The organism is Parapedobacter sp. ISTM3 (assembly GCF_016533505.1).
In the GTDB taxonomy this organism is placed as follows: Bacteria; Bacteroidota; Bacteroidia; order Sphingobacteriales; family Sphingobacteriaceae; genus Parapedobacter; species Parapedobacter luteus.
The window spans coordinates 84832-105864 of the sequence record NZ_JAENGN010000012.1 but is presented as its reverse complement, the minus strand read 5'-3'; the positions used below and the strand labels follow the sequence as shown (position 1 = coordinate 105864).

Here is a 21033-nt window from a genome sequence, read left to right as displayed (position 1 = left end):
TTCTGTCCTAAATAACGTTTGATAGTCGTTGTTCGCCCTTACTTTGTTGTCTCGGTGGGCTGGTTGATCTGTACCCTGGCGCCCGGCCGTAAGTTGATGATACCATCGGTTACTACCTGTTCGCCCTTCGACAATCCTTCGTTGATGACGACGCGATCAGCAACTTTCAATCCCAGCCGTACGCCGCGTTGTTCCACGGTGCTGCTGTCGGTCAGCACATAGACGGACGTTTGGCCCAGCTGCTCGATGATGGCCCGGTAAGGGATCACCAATTGGTTGGATTGCGATTGGTTGCGTACGCGCACGGTCGTATTCATGCCCGGCAGCAACGTATTGGCTTCATTGGGGAAGCTGGCCCGTACGGTAATGGTACCCGTATTGCGGTCTACCGCGCGGTCGATGGCGGTAATCCGGCCAGGGTGGGGGTATGCCTGTCCGCCTGGCAACGTAATGCTGATGCTGGAATCGCTGGCCGCACCCGATTGGCGCAGTGCATTAAAGCGTGTAATATCCCGCTCGCTCACAGGGAAATCCACGGCTATCGGGTTGGTCGAGGAAATGCTGTTAAGCAGCGTTGTTCCAGCCGATACCAAAGCGCCCATGCGTACTTGCGAAATGCCTATCGTGCCATTGAAGGGCGCCGTAATGATCGAGCGGTTTAAGTTAGTCTGTGCGGTGGTAAGTGCGGCCCGGGCAGCAATCACTTGAGCTTCTGCATTGTTAAAATCCGTTTCGGCATAATCCAGTGTTTGCTTGGCTATGGCATCCTGTTCGGCCAACTTCTGGTAGCGGCCCAAATCCCGTTTCAACCGGGCAAGATTAGCTTCGGCTATTGCCAGGTTTGATTCCGCTTGTTCGACCTCGGCAGCGTACCGTGTACGGTCAATTTCATATAATTTCTGGCCCTTGGCGACCGAAGCACCGTCTGCGACCAAAATTCCGGTGATGTATCCGCTCACTTCAGCACGTAGCTCCGTCTCGTTCAACGCGACCACGGTACCCGGATAATCGCTTACACCAACGACCGTTTCCTCGGTGGCTTCGGCTACAGTCACGGGGATAGCCTGCTGGCCGGGGGCCTGTTGCTGTTGATTGTTTCGGCAGGAGGCGATAAAACTTGCCCCAAAAATAAGTAAGCCGATGGTGATATGATTGCTGTTCATGGTTATGGATTTCGACATGTGTTTAATTCAGACAATTAGTTTGTTTGCGGTTCGATCTGACCCAGCGCCTGTTGCACGTCCAGTTTTCCTGCAAGTACGGCAAATAATGCATTGAGGTAATTGATTTGTGTCGTGCGGAGGTCGGTCTCGGCGGTCATCAAATCCAGGTAGGTCTTAATGCCTTCGTCATACTGCAATTTGATGGTATTGTAGACCTCTTCAGAAAGCGCCACATTTCGCTGGGCTACCTGCCAGTCATTCAGGTTGGCTTGGTAGGTGGCCATGGCCATTTCGTATTGCGTATTGATCTGGTTTTTGAGGTTGACGATGTCCCAGTCGATACGCGTTTCCTGTAATTGCGATTTGCGGATCTCGTGGATGCGTCTACCACCCTGGAAAACCGGGATATTCAATGTGAGCCCGAATACCGAACGAGGGAAAACCTCGTTGAACAATCCAGACAATTGTGGATCCCTGAAATCCCAGGCATAATTGTAGAAAGCCGACAAGCTGGGTAAGAAAGTCCATTTATTGTACTGTGTGTTAAGTTGTTGCAATTGTTTTACCGTCTGGATCTGCCTGAACTCGACGCGTTGCTCATAGTTTACCGTTTGTGTGGTGTCGAGCAACATTTCTTTTTCCATGGCGGATACACTGGCAAGCGATAGGGTCAGCTGCTGTTCTGCAGGGAGGCCGATGAGCTCCTTCAGGAAAGCATACTTGTAGGTGAGCAGTTCGTTCACTCGTTTCTGTTCGGCCAGCGTATTGCTCAGCGTGATTTGGGCCCGTTTGAAATCGGTATTGTCGACAATCCCGGTCTCATACCTTGCCTTGGCATCGCTGAGTTGCCGCTCCAGGCGCTGGATGTTTTCCTTGATAATGTTGAGCTGCTCTTCACTGGTGAGGATATCGTAGTAAGCTTTGCTGACCTCTACCACCGTGTTGATATAGCTGTTTTCCGTGTTCAAGGCATTTTGCTGGCGGATATACTTGGCCGCTTTGGACGCTTGGATAAGGCTCGGATTGAGGATTTGCTGGTCGGCCTGCAATACCGCGGCACCAACATGGCTTTGCCCCAGCTGGATGACATTGCCCGCGATGACATTCGTCGGTATTTTGATGTTCCAGTTATAAGTACCCGTGGCATTGATTTGCGGAAACCAGCCCGACAGGGCCGAGGCGATATCCCGTTCGCCGATCTCTTCATCGATTAATGCCTGGTGTACGGCTGGCCGGTTTTCGAGCGCATAAGATACGACGTCTTCCAAGGAGGCCCTCTCCGGCAACGAGGGCCGGGTTTCCTGTCCGAATAAACGTGTAACCGCAGAGGTGAGTACAACGGTAAAAACTAAGCTATTTCGCAATTTTCTATACATTGTCGTTCGTGTCTGAAAAAGATTCTATTTTTTAATTCCATCCCATATAATGGAGACCATTTCGTTCATGGAGGATTCGTCAAACGAATAGTGGCCGTTGATGTGCCGCTTTGCGGTAGCGGTCACGGTACCGATGAAGGCAGCACTGAGGATATTGATATCCAGTGGTTTGATGTGGTGTTCCTCGATGCCTTGTTGAAAAAAATTGGATAATTCGTTTTGCATCTGTACATTGCACCCATGGCCATGAATGGCTTCGACGTACGGCGATGAAAAAAACTGTTCCATAAAACTCAACACCTCCGGATGTTGGATGTAAAAATGTACCAAGTTTGTCCAGATCGCGACAAAGCGTGCCGGATAAGGTAGTTGCCCTTCTTCTACTTTAAACATTGCACTGCCTATTTTGTATTTGCAATGTTTAAATAATTCGACTATCAATTCATCTTTTGAAGAGAAATAATGGTAGATGGTACCCGTTGCAACACCTGCTTCCTGTGCTATCTGACTCATCGGGCTACCATGAAACCCTTGCTTCATAACCAATCGAAGCGTGCTTTCAAATATAGCACCTTTCTTGTCTGTTGTATGTTCCAATTGAATGTTCATTCGGTCGGCAAAGGAAAGTATTATTTGCGAAAAAAGCGTTGCTCTCGCTATTCTTAACGGAAATTTGACAAAAGCGGTCAAGAGGTCAATTCTTTTGTATGCGTATAATCTGCTGAAATTGCGTACTTTTGCATTATTATTTAACGAGATATACTTTGACGTTCAGCGATTTTAATTTTGATGACAGCCTTTTCGAAGGACTAAATAGCATGGGGTTCAAGACACCCACCCCCATCCAAGCCGAAACCATCCCGATTATCCAGAGCAAACATGACCTGATCGCCTGTGCGCAGACGGGTACGGGTAAGACAGCTTCGTATTTGTTGCCGGTCATGGACGCTATATGCCGTATGGAACACCGTCCGATTATTTCGGCCTTGGTGCTGGCCCCGACGCGCGAACTGGCAGTGCAAATCGATCAGCAGGTGGAAGGCCTGGCCTATTTTACCGGGATCACGTCTATCGCTATTTATGGCGGAGGGGACGGCATTGGTTATGAACAACAGCGTAAGGCATTGCGTGACGGGGTTGATATTGTGATAGCTACTCCCGGACGGCTCATCGCTCATTTGAATTCTGGGGCGGTGCGCCTGGATGAGATCAAGTTTCTCGTGCTCGATGAGGCCGACCGCATGCTGGATATGGGATTCAAAGATGATATCAACCGTATTGTACGGCAGGTTTCAACGGAACGGCAGACCATGTTGTTTTCTGCAACGATGCCGCCAAAAATACGCACATTTGCCAAAGCTTTGCTCAAGCATCCCAAGCAGGTCAACATCGCCATCTCGAAACCCGCAGAGGGTATTACGCAACGGCATTACCGTGTGCCAGATGAGCAGAAAATAGCTTTGTTGAAACAGCTCTTGCAGTCGGGGACATACAGTAGCGTGATCGTGTTTTCATCGACAAAAGAGAAGGTTAAAATATTGGGCCGCGAACTGGGAAAATTGGGATTGTCCGTTGAACCCTTCCATTCAGACCTTCCTCAGGATGAACGGGAAAAAATCCTGCTCCGTTTTAAAAATAAGCAGCTTCCCATATTAATCGGCACCGACGTGCTGTCCCGTGGTATTGACGTCGAGGGCATCGACTTGGTGGTCAACTATGACGTGCCGCCCGATCCGGAAGACTATATCCATCGGATTGGGCGAACTGCCCGTGCGGCACGCACGGGTACAGCCATAACGTTTGTAAACCAACGTGATACCAGACGTTTTGCCGCCATCGAACGGTTGATGGACAGCGAAGTGGAAGAAGGGCAGCTTCCTGAAGGCATGGCTGTCGAGCGGACAGCAGCAGCGACAGCAAATACGGCAAAAAGACGAAGCAGCAAACCAAAGAAGAAGCGTAATTTCAGGCAAAAAGGCAGAGGGAATGGACAACCGGCTGCCGAGGGCATGAATAATGCAACGGATTCGAATGCCGGCGCGAATTCGGCTTTGTAGAAGCGTTTTTGTTCGTTTGTTATAAATGGCAGTATTTAGGCAGTTGGATTTTAAATTGTTAAAATTCTGTAATTAATGATGAAAATTTGGAAATAATCTGATTTCTGTCATTAATTTTGCGGCAATTAAGACTATGGCTAAAAGAAGAAAAAAAACCGCCGAGGAGGTGGATGTAATTCTTATCGGCGCGGGTATCATGAGTGCCACCCTGGGCACACTGATCAATGAACTGCACCCCCGCGCAAGCATCGAAGTTTTTGAGCGATTAGATGAGGTGGCGGCCGAGAGTTCGGACGCTTGGAACAATGCGGGTACAGGGCATTCAGCACTATGTGAATTGAACTATACACCGCAGCGGCCAGATGGTTCGGTGGACATTAGCAAGGCGATCAAAATTGCTGAAGCGTTTGAAATATCCAAAGAATTTTGGGCGTACCTGGTTGCAAACGGATTGGTGGATCAACCGGAGCAGTTCATCCGCAGTGTACCCCATATGAGTTTTGTATTTGGTAAGTCAAATGTTTCGTTCTTACGCAGGCGATATGAAACCATGCGGGACCACCACCTGTTCCAGGGCATGGAATATACGGAAGACCATGAGGTGCTAAGGCAGTGGGTACCGCTGATCATGGAGGGACGGAATCCGGATGAGCAGCTTGCTGCCACAAAGATCGACATTGGAACGGATGTCAACTTCGGTGCGTTGACCCGCTCGCTATTTTTCCACTTGGCGAGGAAAAGCAATGTCAAATTGCGTTTGGCGCATGAGGTCCGTGATATCGAGCGCGCTGCAAATGGCCGGTGGGAAGTCACGGTAAAGAATCTTACCACAGACAAGAAACGTACTGTATCGGCGAAATTCGTATTCATCGGTGCAGGCGGCGGGTCGCTGTTGCTGCTTGAAAAATCAGGTATCCAGGAAGCCAAGGGCTTTGGCGGATTCCCGGTAAGCGGGCAATGGTTGAAATGCACTAATCCGGAGGTTATTGCGAAGCATCACGCCAAGGTGTATGGCAAGGCGGCCGTAGGGTCGCCTCCGATGTCGGTACCTCATTTGGATACCCGTGTCATCGACGGAAAGACAGCCTTGCTATTTGGACCGTATGCTGGTTTTTCTACTAAATTTCTGAAAAATGGCTCATGGCTGGATTTGCCTGCTTCCATTAAATTCAATAATATCAGGCCTATGCTCGCCGCCGGTATGGACAACATCCCATTGACCAAATACCTCATCAACCAGGTGCGGCAAAGTCCGGACGATCGGTTGGCGGCGTTGAAAGAATATGTGCCTACCGCTCGGAAGGAGGACTGGGAACTTGAAGTAGCCGGGCAACGGGTGCAGGTGATTAAAAAAGATGAGAAACATGGTGGGATACTGGAGTTTGGTACCGAAGTTGTGAGCAGTGCCGACGGTTCCATCGCCGCGCTTTTGGGCGCGTCTCCGGGCGCATCCACGTCTGTATCCATCATGATTGATTTGCTGGCGAGGTGCTTCCCCGAGCGGGCAAAGACCGCGCAATACCTGACCAAACTGCATGAGATGATCCCATCCTTTGGCCGTTCTATTGCCGCCGATGAGCAGCTCTGTAGGGAAATCCGGGAACGTTCGGCGGCGATATTGAAACTCGAGGGAACGCTTGAATCGGTTTAATGGTGATAGGCGAAGCCCTACCCGCTGATTGGATGGATGAACTGGTTGTACAGCTCACGGGAACACCGTTATTGCACTGGGTAGGGGTGGCCTGCGGTGTAGTTCAAGTGCTGCTGGCCAAAACCAATAATGTGCTGCTTTATCCTTTTGGCATAGCCAGTATCGTGATCACGATTTATGTCTTGAACGAGGCTGGATTATATGCCGAGATCCTGTTGAATCTTTACTACCTTGTGATGAGCGTCTATGGGTGGGCCTATTGGCTTAAGCGCAGCGGCGACGAACCAGTAAAGGCATCGTATGCTTCAGCAAGGGAGTGGGGGATCGCGCTGTTGATTGTCGCGTTGGGCTTCCCGGTTCTGTATGGTGCCTTGGTGCGTTTTACCGACTCAACGGGGCCGGTATGGGATGCCTGGGTAAGTGCCACCGCTTGGGCGGGTATGTGGCTGCTTGCTAAGCGCAAAATAGAGAACTGGATATTGCTCAATGTCAGCAATGCATTTGCCATACCCTTATTCGTTTATAAAGGGCTTCATCTTTACGCGTTATTAACCCTGTTTTTGTTTATCGTAGCGATCTTCGGCTATTTCGAATGGAAACGGATCATCAATCGGGAGCGGGCAGGCGCATGATTGCTGCGCGAATAGCCACGTTGCTTAGCGAGTTGTCGCGCCATGCGGAGACGAATGGCTGCCTGACATCCGAACAACTGGCCATTATTTATGACCAGCGATGGTTTAAGCTGTTTGTACCAAAACAGTATGGCGGACTGGAATTAACTGTGCCCGAAGGGGTTCGCTTGGAAGAAGAATTGGCATGTATCGACGGCAGTTTGGGGTGGACGGTGACGCTCTGTGCTGGGGCGAACCTGTTTGTGGGTTACATTGATCCGTCGGTAGCGGCGTCTATATTTTCGGAATGTACGGTATGCTTTGGTGGGAGCGGGCAGGCGTCCGGCAGGGCGGTGGTTGAAAACGGTGGCTACCGTATTACGGGCGTGTGGCGTTACGCCACCGGTGCACCCCATCTGACCCATTTCACGGTCAATTGCGTGCTTGAACAACGCGGTGTACCCTTGATGGACGATGCAGGCAACCCCCTGGTCCGGTCGTTTTTCCTTGCCAAGGATAACGTCCGGATTATCGAAGATTGGAAAGCCTTTGGGTTGAAAGCCACGGCGAGCCATTCGTTTGAGATTGCTGACAGCCGGATTGATGAATCCCAAGCGTTTACCATCGCGCCCGAACGAGCTACATTTCCCCATCCGACCTATCGGTATCCCTTTTTACAATTTGCGGAAGTCACATTGGCAGCCAACACGTTGGGTATGGCGCGCCACTTTGTGGCATGTGTGGCGGCAATAGATAAGGCCGATGCGGTTCAAGCGGCCGACATGGCGCAAAACCAGCTGGTGAAAGCAAGAGAGTTGTTTCTTCAAGTGGTGGACGCATCATGGGATGAATTGCAGCGGTTGGGAACAATAGCGCCGTCGCAGCTCCAGGCGGTAAGTGACAGCAGCAGGGCCCTGGTGCATAGGTGCCGGCAGCAAGTGATGGCGCTTTACCCCCTTGCCGGGATGGTGGCTGCCGACGCCGGTACCGAAATCAACCGGATATGGCGCGATATCTTCACGGCCAGCCAGCACAGTCTCCTTCGTTAGTCAGCCGCGCAATCCACCGGTTCGTAAGTCACCGAAAAGCCGCTAGTATCCCGTGTAACCTGCCGGCCGGTCAGCGAGTCTACGCTTAAGGGTTTCTGCATGAGCTTGCCGTCTCGTAATGTAAACACCACCCGCATGGTGTCTTGCATCCCTTCTTGCGAATATGTCCATACCAAATCGAATACATGGTCTTTGCGCTGCCCCAGCACGGTACCGCGCCGGGCATCTTTTTCATGAGGAATCGTATTGTAAATGCCGCTAACGGTCTCGCCCCTGATGACCAGTTGCACGTAAGACGAGTCTTGGCGCTGTGTGCCTTCCGTTCGCAGGAAGCAGTATTTTTGCTCCTGATCTTCCGGTAACCTGTCGGCTTGTAGCATGGTGTCATTGGCCGCCGTCTCGTTCCGGTTGCCGCTTTGGCATGCCATGCATAAGGCAAGGCTCCCCATTAGGAAGTAAGCGCGTATGTTCATCTCCATGCGAATTAATTTTCGAACGATCAACAATCAGCTGCCCGAATTGTTTGCCGTCGTCATGAATATCCGCTGGCAGACAGCTGTTAAGGTACTGCAAAACGTGCATGAATGGTTACGTACAATTGATGGAAATAAACACTTGTGAAAAAAAGCAATTTTGTCTTAGTTTGCAGATAACGATAATTAGACGATCTCATGGATAGAAAATCAATCATACAGCAATATTGGCAGTTTGCCGCCGAAAAGGAAGGATGGTATCCACCCTATGCGGATGCACTTCGGGACGTCGATGCATCACTGGCCTCCTGGAGGCCGGAGGGCGTGGCGGCAAATACCATCTGGGAAACCGTGGCGCACGTCATATACTTCAAAGAGCGGCTGATCAGACGGATAAAGGGATTCGCAGACCAGCCACTTTCGGGCAACGACGAAACCTTCGTGGTAAAAGGTAGTGGGGAAGCGGCATGGCAAGATGCGGTTGCAAAGTTGTTTGACACGCATCGTACCTTGGGGCGACTTTTACAGGATATGGAAGATGGCGACCTTGATACGCCGGCGCCAAGTGAGCCCATAGGTGCGCAGTTTTTGGATTTGACTGTACATGACGCCTATCATACCGGGCAGATCATTTTTATCCGCAAGCTCAAGGGGGCTTGGCCGTCGCATCGGAGTTTTTCTTAACGACAGGAAGTATGGTGACCTTTGCCAACGCAAAAATCAATATCGGACTTCAGGTGCTCAATCGCCGTGACGACGGATACCATAACCTGGAAACGGTTTTTTACCCGCTGAAAATCTACGACGTGCTGGAAGTGGTCGAGGCGGCAGAAACACGATTCGTCCCGTCCGGTTTGCCCATACCCGGGGATAGCCATGACAACCTGTGCCTCAAAGCCTACCATCTGCTTCGTGCGGCGTATGATTTGCCGCCGGTAACTATTTATTTGCATAAAACCATTCCCATCGGGGCCGGGCTCGGCGGGGGCTCGGCAGACGCTGCTTTTTTATTGAAACTGCTCAATTCGACATTCGGCCTTGGCCTCGAAGAACCGCAACTGATAACGTATGCACGCCAGTTGGGTGCTGACTGTGCTTTTTTTATCCGGAATACACCGGTCCTGGCCACGGGCATCGGCGATGTTTTCGAGGACGTGAACGTGGATTTATCGGCATACCAGCTGGTGCTGGTCAAGCCCAATGTGCATGTTTCCACCGGCGAGGCCTACGGTACGGTGATTCCCAATCCGGAAGGTAAACAATTGGCATCGGCCATTACCCGTCCGGTAGAAACCTGGCGCGACACCATCGCTAACGATTTTGAGCCGGGCATTTTTGCAGCCCACCCGGAAATCAGGGCACTTAAAATGCTTTTGTATGAGAAAGGAGCTGTGTTTGCCGCAATGAGTGGGAGCGGATCAGCAGTTTACGGCCTGTTTAATGAATCGGTAAGGTTGCAAGAGTTAAGCAGCTCTTGTGACGTACTTTATGTTGATTTAAGTAAAGCAGGATGACAGTGGAATTTCAAGCAGCGATACACCGATCGGAAACCCACGGGGCAGCCATGGTGGGGTGGGCGTATGTGGATGTGCCGTATCATATTGCCAACCAGCTTAAGCCGGACTACCGGCAGGCCTACCGTGTGCGCGGTGAAATTGATGGGCATCCTTTTTCGGGGCTTTCCTTAATGCCCAAGGGGGAAGGCGATTATTTTTTAGCCATTAATGCCGGTATGCGGAAAGCGTTGCGGAAAGGGGTGGGCGATGTCTTGGTCTTGCGGCTGGAGGAAGATAAGGATTTTGTTATCGAAGTACCGGAAGACCTCGAGATCTGTCTGCTGGACGATGAGGCAGATTTAATGGGACGCTTTATGGCCCTGGCCAAATCGCACCGTAATTACTTCATCAACCACATCAATGGCGCCAAGACGGCGCCTACACGCGCCAAGCGCATCGCCATGACCGTGGAGGCTATGGCGATGGGGCTTGACTTCGGCGCCATGATTAGGCTTGATAAAGCCAGGAGGCGGAGTGAATAAGTAACAACGATCACGGAGTGAGGACAATCAGCAGATTAGTGATCATGGTCGCCTTCAACGACATGGACCTCCACGTTGAGGTCGAGGTCATTCACCCCGCTGAACTGCGTATAATTGGGGTTGTTCCAATCGTCAGCCGTGATGCTGGATTTCACCCCTTCATTTAAATGACGCAGGATCAGGTTAAAGATAAAGCTGTCGGACGCTCTCAGCACGTGTAAATAACCGGTTATGCCTACCCGGGCATTATTGGGATCCGCATATTGGTAATCCAATACGCCATCGGGAGCACCTAAAAGGAATACTTGGTGGATATGAGCTTCATTCACAAATTCGTGCTGGCTTTCCCTGCCGGCAAAATCGTAGGTCGTCAATTCAAGCCGATAGGTCTTGCCGGCGTTTAAATGTAAGTGGGCGCCGACAGGCGGCAACCCCTGTGCGTCAAACTCAACTTCCACAACCTCGGGATTTTCGAGGTCATCCGCATGATCACCGTGCCATGCTACTTCGGTAAACGTCAGCCTGGCTCGGCCGACTTCTTCCTGTGGGATTTCAGGTGCGGGATCGTCTTTGCTGCAGGACGAGAAACATGCGAAAAGCCCCAATGCGATGGATGCGAGGGCGATCGTTTTGAATTGCTTTTTCATATCGATAATTTTTATTTGTTACTTATTGAATATCAGTGCCTATACGTGTGTTATTTAACGTGGTATTGAAAGCGTGTGGCTCAAAAAGAATACGATAACCGGATACCGACTTCACGGCCTAAATTGTGGCTGTAATAGCGGAATCTATTCATATATTCGCGGTATGCCGTATTGAACGCATTATTGAGCGAGATCCCGACATCCAGTTGGTGGCTGCCCACAGCAAGTTTGCTGCCTGCATATAGCGCGAACAAATGGTAGGCGGGCGGTGGCGGTGCGTAGTCCGAGTCAGGCTCATACCGTTTCTGCTCAAACACCCATCGGTGTTCAAGGGTAACGTAGGTATCACTGGCAACCTTATTCATTAACGGAATCTGCCACCGCACGCGGTGGTTAAGCCGGTCTGCGGGGATATAAGGCAGGAATACATCATTCCGGCTATCGCGTGCGCGGATGAGCGAAGCATTAAGCTGGTAATCCAAACTGTAAGGCAGCTCGTACGTCACGGAAAGGTCGGCGCCGAAAAATGTCGCGTCGGTCTGCCTGTACCTGAATACGGGGAATGTACCCCGGATGGTTTGAATAAACTCGCCGGGCGAAGGCTGTGCGTAGATGTAATGCTGTACGTATTGTGCATAGAAGTCGAGATCGACGCTCACCCGGCCCTGCACGTACGAAGGGCTTATCACCCATTTATAGCCGTGCTCGCTTTCCAGCTGGGCATCTCCGATTTCGTATAAGGCCGCACCATGATGCAAGCCATTGCTGTATAATTCATTTGCGTTGGGTGCCCGCCAGGCCAGGCCGATGTTGCTGCGCAATTGCCAAGCCGCGTTGGGACGCCAGATGCCACCGAACGATCCGCTGACGTTATGGAAGTCGCGCTGGCCTCCATAAAGGTTTTGGTTCCGGTCAAATCCTGCGGCATCGAATGCCCTGAAGTCATAGCGGATGCCCAATTCCCACTCATGGTTGTTTTCAATGAACCGTTGGATGGCGAAGGCTCCAGCGGTGAAACTATCATAATTGGGGATGAGTGGCGTGTTTAGCGTACCGGGGACATTGTTGTTTACCTGTAATGTGAGGTTTGTGCCCGCCTGTGTCCGCCATTTGCCATACAGAGGTGTCTGATAGGTCGCGTCCAGCGTCTGCGTGGTGAGCACCATATCGAGCATGGGCAAAGCGTCGCGGCCTGCGCGTCGGATATCGTACTCCTGGCGGTGGTTACGCTGAATACCATATTGGATATCCAGGCTTCCGCCGCCGGCGTGGTCGCGGTGCCATTTGAGCTTACCCAAGTCATGGGTGACACGTTGCCTTGGTGCATTGATGGCATATGTAAACGGATAGCGTTCGAACGGTTCGCCGGCTTCTACGCGGGCTTGTATATCTGCGATGGTGCCAACATGGGCTCCCGTGAAAATGCCCAGCGACGTCTGGAAACGGCTGTAATACGCTTCGAAGGCCGAACTGGTATGGTTGTAACGCACCGCTGCCGAAGCATTGTATTCAGCGACCCCGGTATTTCCTAGGTGGTAATCGGCCGTGCGCACGTTGCCGCTTCTTTTGGCCGTGCCCTGTACACGCCAGGCCAAGCCGCTAATGCCGTTGACGCCGGACTGCAGCATGCCGGATATTACGCCTCCCCGTCCGTTGGTCTGGTATATAGCGTTCAGTTCGCCTGATAGGTGGGGATCGATCGGTAAGGGCGGCGGGGATGTGATGATGACACCACCAATCGCATCAGCGCCGTAGCGTACGCCTTCCGCGCCCTTTATCAGCTTAAAATCCTTGGCAATGAACGGATCGATTTCCGGAGCATGCTCACTGCCCCACTGCTGCCCCTCTTGCCGGATACCATTATTCAGGATGAGAATGCGGTTGCTATGCATACCATTAATGACCGGTTTGGCAATGGTCGTGCCGGTCTGTAGCATGCTTACGCCGGGCAGCGTGCTAAAGATATCGGCCAATGTCTTACCCTGTACCTGCGCAACCTGCTCCCGGGACGTTGTTGTTACACGGTTTGTCGTGGCAATGGTCTGCTGATGGCCTACCACGTCGACGTCATGTAAGTGGATATGGCCGTGGTGTAGCGCAATGGTGACGATTTCGTCGTGGTCGAGCGGAAGGCTGATGGATAGGCTATCGAAGCCGATACTTGTGGCAGTCAGCACATACGGTGTACCCTTGCAGAGTTGCGACAGCCGGAAATAACCATGGCCATCCGAGATGACTTGGTATTCGCCGGGGCTAACACGTATCGTAACTCCGGATAATGGAAGCTGCGTATCGCTGTCGATGACCCTACCCCTGATGGTCAACGTACAATTCGCCGTTTGTGCATAAACCGTCGTCAAGAATAATAACGAAGCCAGAAATGTAGCAAGTACTTTTTTTATTTGCATCTGTGTTGCAATAGTCGGCTCAAAATTACGACATCGGTGCTTTAATACATAAATTAAATGCAACAAAATTTCATTAGTAGTCGATGTTACGAACGTGGGTGGTATTGCGTGATGACGGAATACAGGTAATCGCGGTCGACATGTGTATAGATTTCGGTTGTGGTGATGCTTTCGTGGCCCAACATTTCCTGGACGGCTCGCAAATCAGCACCTCCCTCGACCAGGTGACTGGCGAAGGAGTGGCGGAAGGTGTGGGGGCTGATTTTCTTTTTCAGTCCGGTGGCGTTGGCCAGTTCTTTAATAATGAGGAATACCATTACGCGGGTAAGCGGCGATCCACGTCGGTTAAGGAACACAAAGTCGGCACATTCCGCCTTTATTTTTTGGTGGATACGTACTTCTTCTACGTAGATGCGGAGGTGTTTGATGGCTTGGCTGCCAATGGGGACGAGGCGTTCCTTGTTTCCCTTGCCCGTGACCTTGATAAATTCGATGTCGAGGAATAGGTTGGATAGCTTCAGTCCGACCAATTCGCTGACCCGCAAACCGCAGCCATATAACACTTCAAGCATGGCCTTGTTGCGTATGCCTTCAGGCGTGGATAGATCGATAGCGGCGATGAGGCGGTCTATTTCCACGATGTTGAGTACATCGGGGATCTTGCGTCCAAGCCGCGGAGCCTGAATCAAGGCGGTGGGATTTTCGATTAGTCCGTATTCGAGGCTCATAAACAGGTAAAATGTCTTGATGCCCGACAGGATGCGCGCCTGACTATAGGCAGACAGCCCGAAGCCGTTAATCCATGCTAAGAAATCCTGCAGTTGGCTTGCGGTGACCGCATCGGGCAGAATACCCCGCGGTTCGGCAAACTGACACAGCTTGGTCACGTCATTGAGGTAGGCTTCCACGGTGTTGGCCGATACGGCCCGCTCCAATTGAAGGTAGTGCTTGAAATCGTTGATGGCGTGCTTCCAATCCATGGTCACCTGTCCGGCCGTACCCATTTTCGTAGCCGGTTTAAACAAATTTCGGGAAAAACACAATGATATGCAAATTCATTCCGAATTGTTAATTTTACAAACTATGGAAAAGATTGAGCTGGCATTAGAGCGCATTACCGAAGCGGTATTAGCCAAAGTGCCGAGTTTGTTGCTTGCCGTCGTGTTATTAATTGTCGGTAGCTGGCTTATTCGGTTGATACTGACGATTATGCGTCGGCGGTTTGAGCGGCGTAATGTGGATTTGTCGCTGCGGGATTTTGTGGCCAGCATCGTGAAAATTGCGCTGTACATCATGCTTATCCTGTCGGTTGCTTCGATGATAGGCATACAAACAACCTCGTTTATCGCGGTATTAGGGGCGGCTAGCCTTTCCATCGGCTTAGCCCTGCAGGGGAGTCTCTCGAATTTCGCCGGCGGAATGCTGATTTTGCTTTTCCGCCCTTTTCGGGTAGGTGATTATGTAAGCAGCGCAACGGGGGCATCCGGCACCGTAGAACGGATAGACATTCTTTATACGACGTTGCGTACGGCCGAGGGCATAGCCGTGTTTGTGCCCAACGGCCCCTTGGCTAATTCGGTCGTTACCAATTATTCCAGTATTTCGCAGCGACGCATCGAATACCGAATAGGCATTTCCTACGAGTCGAACATTAAAGAAGCACGTGCGGTCATTCTAAACGTGCTGGCCGAAGACAAGCGAATATTAAAAACACCAAAACCGGAAGTACATGTCGGCGAACTGGCCGATAGTTCGGTAAACTTGATTATCAGGGCCTGGGCGCCCAAAGACAGCTATTGGGATGCGTATTACGCTAATTTCGAAAACATCAAGTTGGCGTTAGACGCCAATAACATCACCATACCGTATCCGCAACAGGAAATGCGGATCGTCCATATGCCCGATGCCGGAAAAGCCGGGTAATGTAGACCTGTTGCCGTTAACGCCGCAGTTCCATCATACGTGCCACGTACTTACCGATAATATCAAATTCAAGGTTGACGGTATCGCCTGCGTTGACCTGTTTAAGGTTGGTGTGTTCGTAGGTGTAAGGAATGATGGCGACTGAAAACTGGTCGCGCTCGGAATCGACGACTGTGAGGCTGATCCCATTGACGGTGATGGAGCCTTTTTCCACGGTAATGTTGCCGGACGCATCATTATACCGGAATGTATAGCGCCAGCTGCCTTGTTGTTCTTCCACGGCGAGGCACTGCGCGGTCTGGTCGACGTGTCCCTGCACGATATGGCCGTCCAATCGGTCGCCCACCCGGGTGCAGCGCTCAAGGTTGACCAGGCTGCCTACCCGCAGCGTGCCGAGGTTGCTTTTCGACAGCGTCTCGGCAATCGCTGTGACGGTATGCTCGCCCGGCGACAGCCCCACTACCGTCAGGCACACGCCGTTGTGCGATACGCTCTGATCGATTTTTAATTCGTCAGATAGAGAGGAAGCAACGGTAATATGCAGGTTTCCTGCTTCTTGCCGAAGGTGGGTTACGGTACCGATAGTTTCGATGATGCCTGTGAACATAATTATTGATTACGACGTTTCCAACGTGTAGACAAGGCCAATAAGGCAAATACCAGGCTGCCTGCGCATCCGGCGTAGGCGAGGTAATCCCCTGCCTTCACGTAATATGTGATCTCCTCGTTGAGGTTGATGTCCTGTTTGAGGGCGGCGGGTACCCACCATTCCGTTCTTTGCACCACATCGCCGCGTTGATTGATGAATGCCGAAATGCCCGTGTTGGCCGATCGGGCTACCCATCGCCGGGTTTCGATGGCACGCAGTTTGGCATAAGCCAGGTGCTGGTCTTTGCCAGATGTATCGCCCCACCAGCCATCGTTTGTAATCACCGCAATGAACTGCGCGCCTTGTTCGATGTATTGTGCGACATAGTCTCCCCATATCGATTCGTAGCAGATGACCGGAGCCGCGCCAATACCACTTTGTGAATAAAAAACGGAGGGTTTGTCTTGGCGGCCATATCCGCCGGTGGTGCCGCCAAACGCCTTGAAGAGCGGCTTCATGAACGCCAGCGCACCGCCGAATGGAGTCTGCTCCACACCGGGTACCAGCTTAGACTTGTGGTAATACTGTAATTTCGCCGAGTTTTCGACCAATATCGCAGCGTTGAACGCATCGTAATATATACCGCTGAATTCACGCGCGGTAGGTGTTTCCGGACCGCTGTATATCAAATAGCTCTCGATGCCAGATAGCAGGTTTCCATTCTTATAGTGGGTGAGAAAGTCTTGTATACGGAGGAAGAAAGGATGTCGGAGGAACTCTTCTTCATTATAACCGTCTGGGGCTGCGATGGCCGTTTCGGGCCATATAAAAAATTCGGTATTCGGCTGGGCTACGGACTCCGAGAGGCGGATTAGGTTTTCAATTTGTTCGGCCGGTGGAATGGGACCAAATTTGCCGTATGGATCGATATTGGGCTGGACGACTACGATATTCGAGGGGTTTTCGCGTTCTTCGTACGTGGAATAACGCCATAGTGACCACGCAGATGGAAGGATAATTAGGGTACCCGCTGTTGCCAGCAAGCTATAGCGGCGCACCGGTGCAAACCCATCACGGGCGGACAATATCGCCAGAAAAAGCGCGATATTGACGGCTAAAATCCATACGGTACCGCCATATACGCCAGTATATTCGTACCATTGCACAAGTTGGTGGGTGTTGGCAAATCCGTTGCCCAAGGTCATCCACGGAAAGGCGAGATCCCACGTTTGATGCAGGTATTCATAGGCTATCCAAAAGCAAGCCAATCCGGCTAAGGACCACCCGATGGCGTAGCGTTTCCTCAGCTGGTAATATAGGCGAAAGGCGAACGCCATCAACACGGCGGCCAACCCAAAGGGGATTAGTGCGACAAACATTGCCGCATATATTGGCATTACGGCATTCATGGCGTTGAATACCCAATAGATGGAAGCCGTGTTCCATACCAGGCCCATGAGCCCTGCAAGCAGAAACACCTTGGCTCCCTTTTTTCGGTAATTGCTCCGCATCACCGATTCCAGCGCCAGCAAGATGGGCACAAAAGCCACCCAGAGGAGTGGAGCGGTGTAGGGGACTGGGGGCCAAGCCAGCCATAATAGGAAGGCACTCAGGAGGGCAAGCAAGTAATTCTTTTTCACAGTCAGAGTTGGGATAACAGTTCGTTTTTTTTGGTTTCGTATTCCGCTTGCGTGATCAATTGCCGCTCAAATAGCGATTTCAGCTTTTTGAGTTTTAGCGTAAGCTCGTCTTCCTGTTCGTTTACAGGCATGATTTTCAATGTAGGTTCTTCGTCGGCCTGCTTTTCCAGCCGACGTTGTTTTTCAAGCGCCTCGTTGCCCCATTGGTAGAGTTTGCGCGCCTGATTTTTGGGAATGTATCCCATCACGTAAGGTTCTTCGCCTGCTGAGCGTTTGACGATGACCTTAGCTCCTAAGACACCTTCTTTAAAGGAGAGGTCCAGGACATGATTCCACTGGAAGATTTCAAAATCGGTGGCCAAGCCCAGCTTGGTGGATTTACAGAAAAAAATGCGCCTGTCCGTCACCGCTATGCTGTCCGGAAACAAGGTCACGGCCGGCATTTTCTGTACAGCGATATAGTGGATATGCTCGCCTGCAGTGAGCATGTCCTGCAATTTAAGTAACAGTTTTTCGGCAACTTTGGGATCCTGCCCGTCGTTGATATATCGGTCAATGTTCATTTGCGATGCTAAGATACTAAAGATCTAAGCAAATCCCTGCACACATACCACAAATTCGCCTTTTAGCGTATGCGTTTGGAAGTGGCTGATTAACTCGGCGAACGTTCCCCGGACCGTTTCTTCGTAGACCTTGCTGATTTCACGTGATATGGAAGCCGGCCTTTCTGGTCCGAATACATCGGCAAACTCCTGGAGCGTTTTGAGTAGCCGATGGGGCGATTCATAGAAGATCATGGTACGGCTTTCGCCTGCCAACGCCTTCAGCCGGGTTTGGCGGCCTTTTTTCACCGGCAGGAATCCCTCGAAACAAAAGCGGTCGCAAGGCAAGCCGGACGCCACTAAAGCCGGTACAAAGGCCGTAGCACCCGGTAGACACTGTACAGCAATCCCCGATTTAATAGCCTCACGCACCAGTAAGAAACCAGGGTCAGATATCGCAGGCGTACCGGCATCAGAAATCAGCGCCACGTTTTGGCCTTCCCTTAAGAAGCGGATCACCTCGTTGACAGCCTTATGCTCATTGTGCTGATGGTGGGCATATGCTTTTTTTTCGATGCCGAAATGCTTGAGCAGTGGCGCGCTGGTGCGGGTGTCTTCCGCGAGGATGATATCGGCATCTTTCAAGATACGTATGGCCCGTAAAGTCATATCTTCAAGATTACCGATAGGAGTGGGGACGAGGTAAAGCATTTTTATTATTTTTGCCGCTGCAAAATAAGCGAAACCGTCATGATTTGCAAAAATCAAACAAAGAATAGTCAAGCCGAGCTTGCATGCCCTTGAAGGCCGAAGATCATGGCGGTCTTATCGCCATTAGAAAACAAACTTAGCGAAGCGATCGCATTGACGCCGTTAAAGAACAATATGAATGAATCAATAACTATTTTAGCGTATGTTGCAAGTTAATTATATTCGTGAAAACCGCGATCAGGTGATTGAACGCCTGGCTATCCGGAATTTCAAAGCATTGGAACTGGTGGATGAAGTGATTGCGCTGGATGAACGGCGCAGGGAAATCCAGACCGAATCTGATGCCCTTGCAGCGGAAGCTAATGCTGCGGCACGGCAAATCGGCGAGTTGATGCGCCAAGGGAAACGCGACGAAGCGGAAGCTATCAAAGCACGCTCCGGCGGGTATAAGGAACAGCAGAAAAAGCTGGCCGATGAGCAAGCGTTAGTTGAGGCCGACCTTTACGAAAAGCTGGTACTCCTGCCTAACCTGCCGCACCACACCGTGCCCAGAGGTGCCGGAGCGGAAGACAACGAGGTGGTGCTGGAGCACGGCCACCGTCCTGAATTACCGGACAATGCCCTGCCGCACTGGGAACTTGCCACAAAATACGATATCATCGATTTCGAACTCGGTACCAAAGTCTCGGGGTCTGGCTTCCCGGTGTATAAAGGCAAAGGTGCCCGTCTGCAGCGTGCGATGATTAATTTCTTCCTTGACCAGGCCGAAAAAGCTGGATACCGGGAAGTACAGCCGCCGATTTTAATCAATGAAGCTTCCGGGTTTGGTACGGGCCAGTTGCCCGACAAAGAAGGGCAGATGTACCACGTCGGTATCGACAATCTTTACCTGATCCCTACCGCCGAAGTACCGTTGACAAACCTTTACCGTGATACCATAGTGAAGGAAACCGATTTTCCCATAAAACTCACGGCCTATACTCCCTGTTTCCGGCGGGAAGCCGGATCATATGGTGCGCATGTGCGCGGATTGAACCGCCTGCACCAATTTGATAAGGTGGAGGTCGTACAGCTCGTGCATCCCGATACATCGTACGAGGTGCTGGAAACCATGAGCACGTATGTGCAGTCGCTGCTACAAGCGCTGAACCTCCCGTATCGGGTATTGCGCCTTTGCGGCGGGGATATGGGCTTCACGTCTGCACTTACCTATGATATGGAAGTATGGAGCGCAGCCCAAAAGCGCTGGTTGGAGGTGTCTTCCGTTTCCAACTTCGAAACCTACCAAAGCAATCGGCTGAAAGTACGCTTCAAGGGTGAAAACGGTAAAATGCAATTGGCGCATACGCTTAATGGCAGTGCATTGGCCTTACCCCGTATATTGGCGTGTATTTTGGAAGACAACCAAACGGACAGGGGGATTAAAATACCGGAAGTGTTGGTGCCTTATACCGGATTTGAGTGGATTGATTAAACAAGTTCAAACCCGTAGCGTTTTCCAAGGTCTTCTACTTGTTTGATAAAGGTGGGCAGGTTTTCAAGGCTTTCTTTATTGGCAGAGATGCTGATGTTGACAGTTATTTTGGGTTGCTGACCCAAGTATTTGACCTTTTGCTCCTCCGGCATCTTATCCATCACGTCATCAAAGGCATGCTTAGTAAAATCCAGCCCGGAGGCTTCCTTGAAGCTCTGGAGAAACTCGATGTCAAATTTTTTGCGCAGATCGATTTGATTGATCGTTTGCCTTGACACGTTCATCTTTCTGGCCACAACCGATCCCTTGATTCCCCGCTCTTTCATCGTCTCTTTGATGATCTCCCCCAGTGTTTTTGTGTTTATTTTGGCCATGCCGCAAAAATATCTTGCTTTTTGTTAATTATATATTGACAAAACGATGTCTTTTTTAATAAAAATGTCGCATTATTTTGCTTTTTGTAAATAATTAATTTACATTTGGCATATATTAATTGACATTACGCTTGGGTGTGTTGATGTTTTGAATTTATTAATCATTAATTATGTTGCTTATGTAAAAAAGTTACTTGAAAATCATTTGCTGCTCGTGAAACTTTTGATTAGCCAAGTCGTTTAGTCAACGGCTGAACCGTCATGTGCCTCTAAATCTAACACAAACATATTATCGAATTGCTCATAG

At 50.7% G+C, this 21033-nt stretch carries 21 protein-coding genes; 9 read left to right on the top strand and 12 right to left on the bottom strand.

Features of this window, described 5'->3' with window-relative positions; translation table 11 throughout:
• Window positions 1-38: 38 nt before the first annotated feature.
• The 3 genes from JHJ32_RS15850 to JHJ32_RS15840 are packed head-to-tail and all read right to left on the bottom strand — an operon-like array spanning window position 39 to window position 3148.
• Complete coding sequence (locus tag JHJ32_RS15850) at window positions 39-1181, bottom strand: efflux RND transporter periplasmic adaptor subunit (protein WP_233632699.1); 1143 nt, start codon at window positions 1179-1181, stop codon at window positions 39-41.
• A gap of 17 nt (window positions 1182-1198) precedes the next feature.
• Window positions 1199-2539 (bottom strand): TolC family protein, encoded by a 1341-nt coding sequence (locus tag JHJ32_RS15845; RefSeq protein WP_200121604.1) that lies wholly within the window; start codon window positions 2537-2539, stop codon window positions 1199-1201.
• Between the two features lie 24 nt (window positions 2540-2563).
• The gene (locus JHJ32_RS15840) at window positions 2564-3148 is read right to left on the bottom strand and encodes a TetR/AcrR family transcriptional regulator (protein WP_200121603.1); all 585 of its coding nucleotides are present in this window, start codon (window positions 3146-3148) and stop codon (window positions 2564-2566) included.
• Window positions 3149-3303: 155 nt separating this feature from the next.
• Here JHJ32_RS15840 and JHJ32_RS15835 point away from each other — a divergent pair, with 155 nt between their 5' ends.
• The 4 genes from JHJ32_RS15835 (at window position 3304) to JHJ32_RS15820 (ending at window position 7907) form a co-directional block, all read left to right on the top strand.
• Window positions 3304-4596, top strand: coding sequence for a DEAD/DEAH box helicase (locus tag JHJ32_RS15835; RefSeq protein ID WP_079718573.1), 1293 nt, complete (start codon window positions 3304-3306; stop codon window positions 4594-4596).
• Between the two features lie 109 nt (window positions 4597-4705).
• A complete protein-coding gene (locus JHJ32_RS15830; protein ID WP_262497498.1) occupies window positions 4706-6247 on the top strand; it encodes a malate:quinone oxidoreductase in 1542 nt (513 codons plus the stop codon).
• A complete protein-coding gene (gene pnuC, locus JHJ32_RS15825) occupies window positions 6247-6879 on the top strand; it encodes a nicotinamide riboside transporter PnuC (RefSeq protein WP_233632698.1) in 633 nt (210 codons plus the stop codon). The genes JHJ32_RS15830 and pnuC overlap by 1 nt, the downstream gene beginning before the upstream one ends.
• Complete coding sequence (locus JHJ32_RS15820) at window positions 6840-7907, top strand: acyl-CoA dehydrogenase (protein ID WP_200121602.1); 1068 nt, start codon at window positions 6840-6842, stop codon at window positions 7905-7907. The genes pnuC and JHJ32_RS15820 overlap by 40 nt, the downstream gene beginning before the upstream one ends.
• On the opposite strand, the gene JHJ32_RS15815 is transcribed toward JHJ32_RS15820, so the two are convergent.
• Window positions 7904-8386 (bottom strand): hypothetical protein, encoded by a 483-nt coding sequence (locus JHJ32_RS15815; RefSeq protein WP_200121601.1) that lies wholly within the window; start codon window positions 8384-8386, stop codon window positions 7904-7906. The two genes, JHJ32_RS15820 and JHJ32_RS15815, sit on opposite strands and share 4 nt — an antisense overlap.
• 192 nt (window positions 8387-8578) lie before the next feature.
• On the opposite strand from JHJ32_RS15815, the gene JHJ32_RS15810 reads away from it, so the two are divergent.
• The 3 genes from JHJ32_RS15810 to JHJ32_RS15800 are packed head-to-tail and all read left to right on the top strand — an operon-like array spanning window position 8579 to window position 10418.
• Window positions 8579-9064: a DinB family protein gene (locus JHJ32_RS15810; RefSeq protein ID WP_200121600.1), complete on the top strand. Its 486-nt coding sequence runs from the start codon at window positions 8579-8581 to the stop codon at window positions 9062-9064.
• Window positions 9065-9075: 11 nt separating this feature from the next.
• Window positions 9076-9894 (top strand): 4-(cytidine 5'-diphospho)-2-C-methyl-D-erythritol kinase, encoded by an 819-nt coding sequence (ispE, locus tag JHJ32_RS15805; protein WP_200121599.1) that lies wholly within the window; start codon window positions 9076-9078, stop codon window positions 9892-9894.
• Window positions 9891-10418: a YdeI/OmpD-associated family protein gene (locus JHJ32_RS15800; protein ID WP_200121598.1), complete on the top strand. Its 528-nt coding sequence runs from the start codon at window positions 9891-9893 to the stop codon at window positions 10416-10418. The genes ispE and JHJ32_RS15800 overlap by 4 nt, the downstream gene beginning before the upstream one ends.
• A gap of 35 nt (window positions 10419-10453) precedes the next feature.
• Here JHJ32_RS15800 and JHJ32_RS15795 read toward each other — a convergent pair whose 3' ends face one another.
• From JHJ32_RS15795 to xerD, 3 genes are all read right to left on the bottom strand, one after another.
• Entirely contained in the window at window positions 10454-11065 is a 612-nt protein-coding gene (locus JHJ32_RS15795; protein ID WP_200121597.1) for a hypothetical protein, read from the bottom strand.
• 80 nt (window positions 11066-11145) lie between these two features.
• On the bottom strand, window positions 11146-13473 hold the full coding sequence (locus JHJ32_RS15790) for a TonB-dependent receptor domain-containing protein (protein WP_200121596.1): 2328 nt from the start codon (window positions 13471-13473) through the stop codon (window positions 11146-11148).
• A gap of 86 nt (window positions 13474-13559) precedes the next feature.
• The gene (xerD, locus tag JHJ32_RS15785) at window positions 13560-14453 is read right to left on the bottom strand and encodes a site-specific tyrosine recombinase XerD (protein WP_200121643.1); all 894 of its coding nucleotides are present in this window, start codon (window positions 14451-14453) and stop codon (window positions 13560-13562) included.
• A 103-nt stretch (window positions 14454-14556) separates the two neighbouring features.
• On the opposite strand from xerD, the gene JHJ32_RS15780 reads away from it, so the two are divergent.
• Window positions 14557-15396 (top strand): mechanosensitive ion channel family protein, encoded by an 840-nt coding sequence (locus tag JHJ32_RS15780; protein ID WP_079718590.1) that lies wholly within the window; start codon window positions 14557-14559, stop codon window positions 15394-15396.
• 16 nt (window positions 15397-15412) lie between these two features.
• Here JHJ32_RS15780 and JHJ32_RS15775 read toward each other — a convergent pair whose 3' ends face one another.
• The 4 genes from JHJ32_RS15775 to rsmI are packed head-to-tail and all read right to left on the bottom strand — an operon-like array spanning window position 15413 to window position 18878.
• A complete protein-coding gene (locus JHJ32_RS15775; protein WP_079718564.1) occupies window positions 15413-16003 on the bottom strand; it encodes a riboflavin synthase in 591 nt (196 codons plus the stop codon).
• A 2-nt stretch (window positions 16004-16005) separates the two neighbouring features.
• Window positions 16006-17625: an apolipoprotein N-acyltransferase gene (lnt, locus tag JHJ32_RS15770; RefSeq protein WP_200121595.1), complete on the bottom strand. Its 1620-nt coding sequence runs from the start codon at window positions 17623-17625 to the stop codon at window positions 16006-16008.
• Between the two features lie 2 nt (window positions 17626-17627).
• On the bottom strand, window positions 17628-18188 hold the full coding sequence (locus JHJ32_RS15765; protein ID WP_079718562.1) for a PH domain-containing protein: 561 nt from the start codon (window positions 18186-18188) through the stop codon (window positions 17628-17630).
• Between the two features lie 24 nt (window positions 18189-18212).
• Complete coding sequence (gene rsmI / locus JHJ32_RS15760; protein ID WP_200121594.1) at window positions 18213-18878, bottom strand: 16S rRNA (cytidine(1402)-2'-O)-methyltransferase; 666 nt, start codon at window positions 18876-18878, stop codon at window positions 18213-18215.
• A gap of 202 nt (window positions 18879-19080) precedes the next feature.
• Between rsmI and serS the strand changes: the two genes are divergently transcribed.
• On the top strand, window positions 19081-20352 hold the full coding sequence (serS, locus tag JHJ32_RS15755; protein ID WP_200121593.1) for a serine--tRNA ligase: 1272 nt from the start codon (window positions 19081-19083) through the stop codon (window positions 20350-20352).
• On the opposite strand, the gene JHJ32_RS15750 is transcribed toward serS, so the two are convergent.
• On the bottom strand, window positions 20349-20726 hold the full coding sequence (locus tag JHJ32_RS15750) for a helix-turn-helix transcriptional regulator (RefSeq protein WP_079718560.1): 378 nt from the start codon (window positions 20724-20726) through the stop codon (window positions 20349-20351). The two genes, serS and JHJ32_RS15750, sit on opposite strands and share 4 nt — an antisense overlap.
• Window positions 20727-21033 lie beyond the last annotated feature (307 nt).

Coding starts and splice junctions, on each gene's coding strand:
- JHJ32_RS15765 (WP_079718562.1), bottom strand. CDS start 18,188: ATGAACATTGACCGATATATCAACGACGGGCAGGATCCCAAAGTTGCC.
- JHJ32_RS15845 (WP_200121604.1), bottom strand. CDS start 2,539: ATGTATAGAAAATTGCGAAATAGCTTAGTTTTTACCGTTGTACTCACC.
- serS (WP_200121593.1), top strand. CDS start 19,081: ATGTTGCAAGTTAATTATATTCGTGAAAACCGCGATCAGGTGATTGAA.
- JHJ32_RS15780 (WP_079718590.1), top strand. CDS start 14,557: ATGGAAAAGATTGAGCTGGCATTAGAGCGCATTACCGAAGCGGTATTA.
- rsmI (WP_200121594.1), bottom strand. CDS start 18,878: ATGCTTTACCTCGTCCCCACTCCTATCGGTAATCTTGAAGATATGACT.
- JHJ32_RS15840 (WP_200121603.1), bottom strand. CDS start 3,148: ATGAACATTCAATTGGAACATACAACAGACAAGAAAGGTGCTATATTT.
- JHJ32_RS15820 (WP_200121602.1), top strand. CDS start 6,840: ATGGAAACGGATCATCAATCGGGAGCGGGCAGGCGCATGATTGCTGCG.
- JHJ32_RS15775 (WP_079718564.1), bottom strand. CDS start 16,003: ATGTTCACAGGCATCATCGAAACTATCGGTACCGTAACCCACCTTCGG.
- JHJ32_RS15850 (WP_233632699.1), bottom strand. CDS start 1,181: ATGTCGAAATCCATAACCATGAACAGCAATCATATCACCATCGGCTTA.
- pnuC (WP_233632698.1), top strand. CDS start 6,247: ATGGTGATAGGCGAAGCCCTACCCGCTGATTGGATGGATGAACTGGTT.
- JHJ32_RS15750 (WP_079718560.1), bottom strand. CDS start 20,726: ATGGCCAAAATAAACACAAAAACACTGGGGGAGATCATCAAAGAGACG.
- JHJ32_RS15795 (WP_200121597.1), bottom strand. CDS start 11,065: ATGAAAAAGCAATTCAAAACGATCGCCCTCGCATCCATCGCATTGGGG.
- JHJ32_RS15800 (WP_200121598.1), top strand. CDS start 9,891: ATGACAGTGGAATTTCAAGCAGCGATACACCGATCGGAAACCCACGGG.
- JHJ32_RS15815 (WP_200121601.1), bottom strand. CDS start 8,386: ATGGAGATGAACATACGCGCTTACTTCCTAATGGGGAGCCTTGCCTTA.
- xerD (WP_200121643.1), bottom strand. CDS start 14,453: ATGGATTGGAAGCACGCCATCAACGATTTCAAGCACTACCTTCAATTG.
- JHJ32_RS15810 (WP_200121600.1), top strand. CDS start 8,579: ATGGATAGAAAATCAATCATACAGCAATATTGGCAGTTTGCCGCCGAA.
- ispE (WP_200121599.1), top strand. CDS start 9,076: ATGGTGACCTTTGCCAACGCAAAAATCAATATCGGACTTCAGGTGCTC.
- JHJ32_RS15790 (WP_200121596.1), bottom strand. CDS start 13,473: ATGCAAATAAAAAAAGTACTTGCTACATTTCTGGCTTCGTTATTATTC.